Consider the following 4408-nt stretch of genomic DNA (forward strand, 5'->3'; position numbering starts at 1 on the left):
TCTGAGCGACGGCACTCGATCCGAGCACGGTCGCGAGGACAAGGGCGAGAGGGATACGCATGATGGACTCCGTTGTGGTTTCGGAACCATCAATCCTTCAGTGGAGCACGACGTTCCGAAATCGGATGATTTAGCGAGATTGCGCCCGACGCGAAGGAGAGCGGCACGAACGCCTGGGCTGTGACCGCGGTACGCTCGCGCTTCCAGCCCTGGGCGTAGCGGCGCACCGCGTCGTAGCCGCCCTCGTAGCCGAGCCCGCGCAGGGCCTCGTAGATGCGCATCAGCGTCAGTCGCTCGCGCCGTGCCTTGCTGGCGTTCGCGAGGAGCATCCGATCGAGCTCGTCCCGCCACGATCCGAGCTTCGGGGCAGGTTGGATGGCGCGGGTGTATTGGAACGCCGTCGCCTCGGAGCGGATGACCTTGCGCACGACCTTGCGCGAGACCCTCAGCTCCCGGCAGATCTGCTTGATCGGCTTCTGCTGCACGAAATACGCGCGGCGGATCTTTGCGACCGTCTCCACGACCAACATCCCGCGCAAGCCTCCCGTTCGAGCCGGAAGGCATTGTGGATGACTTGTCCTGGGGGTCCCGTTTGGACGCCGATCACCCCGAGAACGGGGTCCTTATTCCACGCCTAATCACAACGTTGCCGTGCCTAAGCCTTCCGCTACGCGGCTGCGACAACCACCGTGGTCAATTCAGATGCCGGCGCGGCGCACGTTGCCTAGGGACCTCGGGACCGAACGCCACCTCGACCGTCCGTATTCACCTTGAACATGCGTCGATCCGCCATCCCGTCGGTGCTCGCGGTACCATGCCCAAGGTGCGCCCGAGGGCTCAGTTTCCGATCAGGCTCCTGATGCGAAAGGCCAGCGCCTCCATCGCGAACGGCTTCGTCAGGACATGCATGTCCGGCTCCAGCAGGCCGTTGCCGACGGCCGCGTTCTCGGCATAGCCCGTGATGAAGAGCACCTTGAGGCCGGGGCGTGTCACCCGCGCCGCGTCCGCCATCTGCCGCCCGTTCATGCCACCCGGCAATCCGACATCCGTGACCAGAAGGTCGATGGGCACGTTCGACTGCAACACCTTGAGGCCGGCGGCGCTGTCGCCCGCCTCTATGGCCGTGCAGCCGAGCTCTTCCAGCACATCCGTCACCAGCATCCGGATGGCCGGCTCGTCGTCCACGATCAGGACCGTTCCGTCCTGCCCGGGCCGAGACGCGCTCGAAACGGCATTGGGCGTGTCCCCGGGTTCGGCCTCACCGTAATGGCGGGGCAGGTAAAGGCACATCGTCGTGCCCTGGCCGACCTCCGAGTAGATCCGGACCTGGCCGCCCGATTGCTGGGCGAAGCCGTAGATCATCGAGAGGCCGAGGCCGGTGCCCTGGCCGGCGGGCTTGGTCGTGAAGAACGGGTCGAAGGCACGCGCGACGACCTCCGGGGGCATGCCCGTGCCTGTGTCCGTGACGCAGAGCGAGAGGTACTGTCCGGGCGGCAGGTCGCGCTCCCAGCCGGTCCGCTCGTCGATCCACCTGTTCGCCGTCTCGATGGTGATGCGCCCCCCGTCCGGCATCGCGTCGCGCGCGTTGATGCAGAGGTTCAGGAGCGCGTTCTCAAGCTGCGGCGGGTCGATCAGGGCAGGCCATAGGCCCGAGGCGCCGACCGTCTCGACGTGGATGGAGGGTCCGACGGTGCGACGGACGAGGTCCTCCATCCCGGATACGAGCCGGTTCACGTCCGTCGGCTTGGGATCGAGGGTCTGGCGACGCGAGAAGGCGAGGAGCCGATGCGTCAGGGCGGCGGCACGCTTCGAGGCGCCCTCGGCGGCATGCATGTACCGGTCAAGGTCGTTGAACCGCCCCTGGCCCATGCGGGTCCGCATCATCTCCAGGCTTCCCGAAATAGCCGCGAGCAGGTTGTTGAAATCGTGCGCCAGCCCGCCCGTGAGCTGGCCGACGGCCTCCATTTTTTGTGATTGGCGCAACGCGTTCTCGGCCTCGGCCAGCAAGGCCGCCTGCTCGTGCTCCGCCGTCGTCGGCCGCCCGCTCGCGTGGATCTCGTCCTCCTCGAACGCCGCGGTCCAGGCGAACCAACGGTAGGAGCCGTCCAAGTGGCGGAAGCGGTACTCGTAGGGCTTGGTCAGCGGTGCCCCGAAGATGCCGGCGAAAGCGGCCTGCGTCGCGTCGAGGTCGTCCGGATGCGTGAACGTCACAAAGCTTCGGCCGACGAGATCGGAGGACTGCCATCCCAGATGCTCCGTCCAGGCGGTGTTGACCCGGGTGATGACGCCATCCGTCCCGGCGACGGCGAGCAGGTCCCGCGACAGCCGCCAGGCCCGCTCAAGGGCGCGGGCCCTGTCGGCGATGCGCGTCTCCAGCGTCGCGTTGAGATCCCGAAGCGCGAGCCCGGCTCGCTCCGAGGTGCGGCGCGCTTCGAGGAGCTCCTGCTCGTAGCGTCGCCGGTCGGAGGCGTTGAAAACCGTGACCCGGATTAAGCGGATGGCGCCTGCCTCGTCCCGACGGACGACGGCGTTGACGAGGACCGGCAGGGTCGTCCCGTCCGAACGCACGACGTCGAGGGCGACCTCGTTGAACGACCCCTGCAGGCGCAGGAGCGGGGCGAAGTGGGTCTCGTAGTAGATCTTGCCGGCGATGTTCAGAAGGTCGAGGAAGCGACGTCCGACGAGCTGGCCGGAATCGAAACCGGTCCACGTCGAGAACGTCCGGTTGACCCTGGAAATCCGACCGTTGGGCAGGGTCGACAGGTAGCCGCAGGGTGCGTTCTCGAAGAGATCCTCCAGGTCGTCGGCCTCGGCTGCATCCGGTGCCGGCGGCGACGTATTCAACGCCGGCCCCTCACAGGAAGGCCCGCATCGCTGCGATCGTCTCGACCGGGGCGCTCAGGTTCGGGCAGTGGCCCGTCGCGTCGATCTGGACGAGTTCGCTGTCGCGCAGGTTCGCGTGGACGTACGCACCGACGGCGACCGGCGCGATCACGTCCTCGGAGCACTGGATCACGAGGCAGCGCGCGGTGACGCCCGCGAGGTCGGCGCGGTTATCCGAGAGGAAGGTGGTCCGGGCGAAGCGCTTGGCGATGTCCGGGTCCGTGCGGCAGAAGCTGTTGGTCAACTCCTCGCCGAGCTCCGGCCGGTCCGGGTTGCCCATGATGACGGGCGCCATGGCCTGCGACCAGCCCATGTGGTTGCTGTCGAGGAACTCCAGGAGCTCGTGGACCTGCGCCGCGCTGAAGCCCCCCTCGTAGCCTGCATCGTCGATGTACCGTGGGGACGGGCAGACCATCACAAGGGTATCGAAGATCTCGGGGGCCTTCCTGGAGGCGAGCACCCCGATCATGGCGCTCACCGAATGCCCGACGAAGACGCCGCCCCGTATGTCGAGAGCCTGGCAGAGCTCGACCACGTCGTCGGCATAGCCATTGAGCGTGGCGTACCTGTCGGGGTCATAGGCCGTGAGGTCGGAACCGCCGGCGCCGACGTGATCGAACAGGATCGTGCGGAACTCGCCCGCGAAGGCCGGGGCAACGAACCGCCACATGTTCTGGTCGCAACCGAAGCCATGCGCGAAGACCATCGCCCGGGGGCCGTCCCCGGCCTGTCGGACGTTGTGGCGCTGGATGGCTGCCGACGCCCCGCTTCCTTGCGCTGCTTCCGTCACTGCATCGTCTTTCAATCCTGGCGCCCGGGCAAAACGGGAGGCCGGTCACGGGCGTCCGCATCGTCTCCCCCGATAAGCACCGGGCTGTCGCACGGCTCGGGACGGAAGCGCGCCATCGTTGCTTCCAGCTTTCCCCACTCGATGGGCTTCTGCATGTAGTCCGTTGCGCCAAGGGCGAAGGCAAGGTTTTGCTCGTCGAGCACTGTCACCATGATGATTGGCGTCGTGCCGAGCTCGGGATCGGCTCGCAGGGTGCGCAGGACCGACCAGCCGTCCATCCTCGGCATGGTGACGTCGAGCAGGATCACGCGAGGATGTAGCGTCCGTGCGGCTTGGAGGCCGGCCTGCCCGTCGGCCGCCGTGACGACACGGAATCCGTCCCTCTCAAGGAAGCGCGCGATCAGGTCGCGGGTTGCGGGATCATCATCGACGACGAGGACGACGTCTGACGACCCGTTCGTGGTGGCGACCAGGGGTCCGACGACCGGCGTTTCGGGCGTCGCCTCGGCGAGCAGCGCGGGCATCCGCACGGTGAAGGTAGTACCCGCGCCCTCGACGCTTTCGACCGAGATGTCCCCGCCGAGCATGTCGACGAAGGCCCGCGTGATCGAGAGGCCCAGACCGGTGCCGCCGAAACGGCGGGTCGTCGATGCGTCGGCCTGGCTGAAGCGTTCGAATAGACGCGCCTGGTGCTCGGCGCTCATTCCGATGCCGGTGTCGGCAATCCGGAAGACA

General features: G+C 67.2%; 3 protein-coding genes and 1 pseudogene. All 4 read right to left on the reverse strand.

The window, feature by feature from the left end:
- Positions 1–143: 143 nt before the first annotated feature.
- Positions 144–530, reverse strand: a pseudogene (locus MKK84_RS27280) (IS21 family transposase); the annotation flags it as partial.
- 307 nt (positions 531–837) lie between these two features.
- Positions 838–2844, reverse strand: coding sequence for a PAS domain S-box protein (locus tag MKK84_RS27285; protein WP_279599736.1), 2007 nt, complete (start codon positions 2842–2844; stop codon positions 838–840).
- A 10-nt stretch (positions 2845–2854) separates the two neighbouring features.
- Positions 2855–3589, reverse strand: a complete 735-nt coding sequence (locus MKK84_RS27295; protein ID WP_243925107.1) for an alpha/beta fold hydrolase — start codon at positions 3587–3589, stop codon at positions 2855–2857.
- A 95-nt stretch (positions 3590–3684) separates the two neighbouring features.
- A partial coding sequence (locus tag MKK84_RS27300; RefSeq protein ID WP_243925105.1) for a response regulator occupies positions 3685–4408 on the reverse strand: 724 nt, incomplete at its 5' end.

The sequence above is a fragment of the Methylobacterium sp. E-065 genome (assembly GCF_022829605.1).
Lineage (GTDB): Bacteria > Pseudomonadota > Alphaproteobacteria > Rhizobiales > Beijerinckiaceae > Methylobacterium.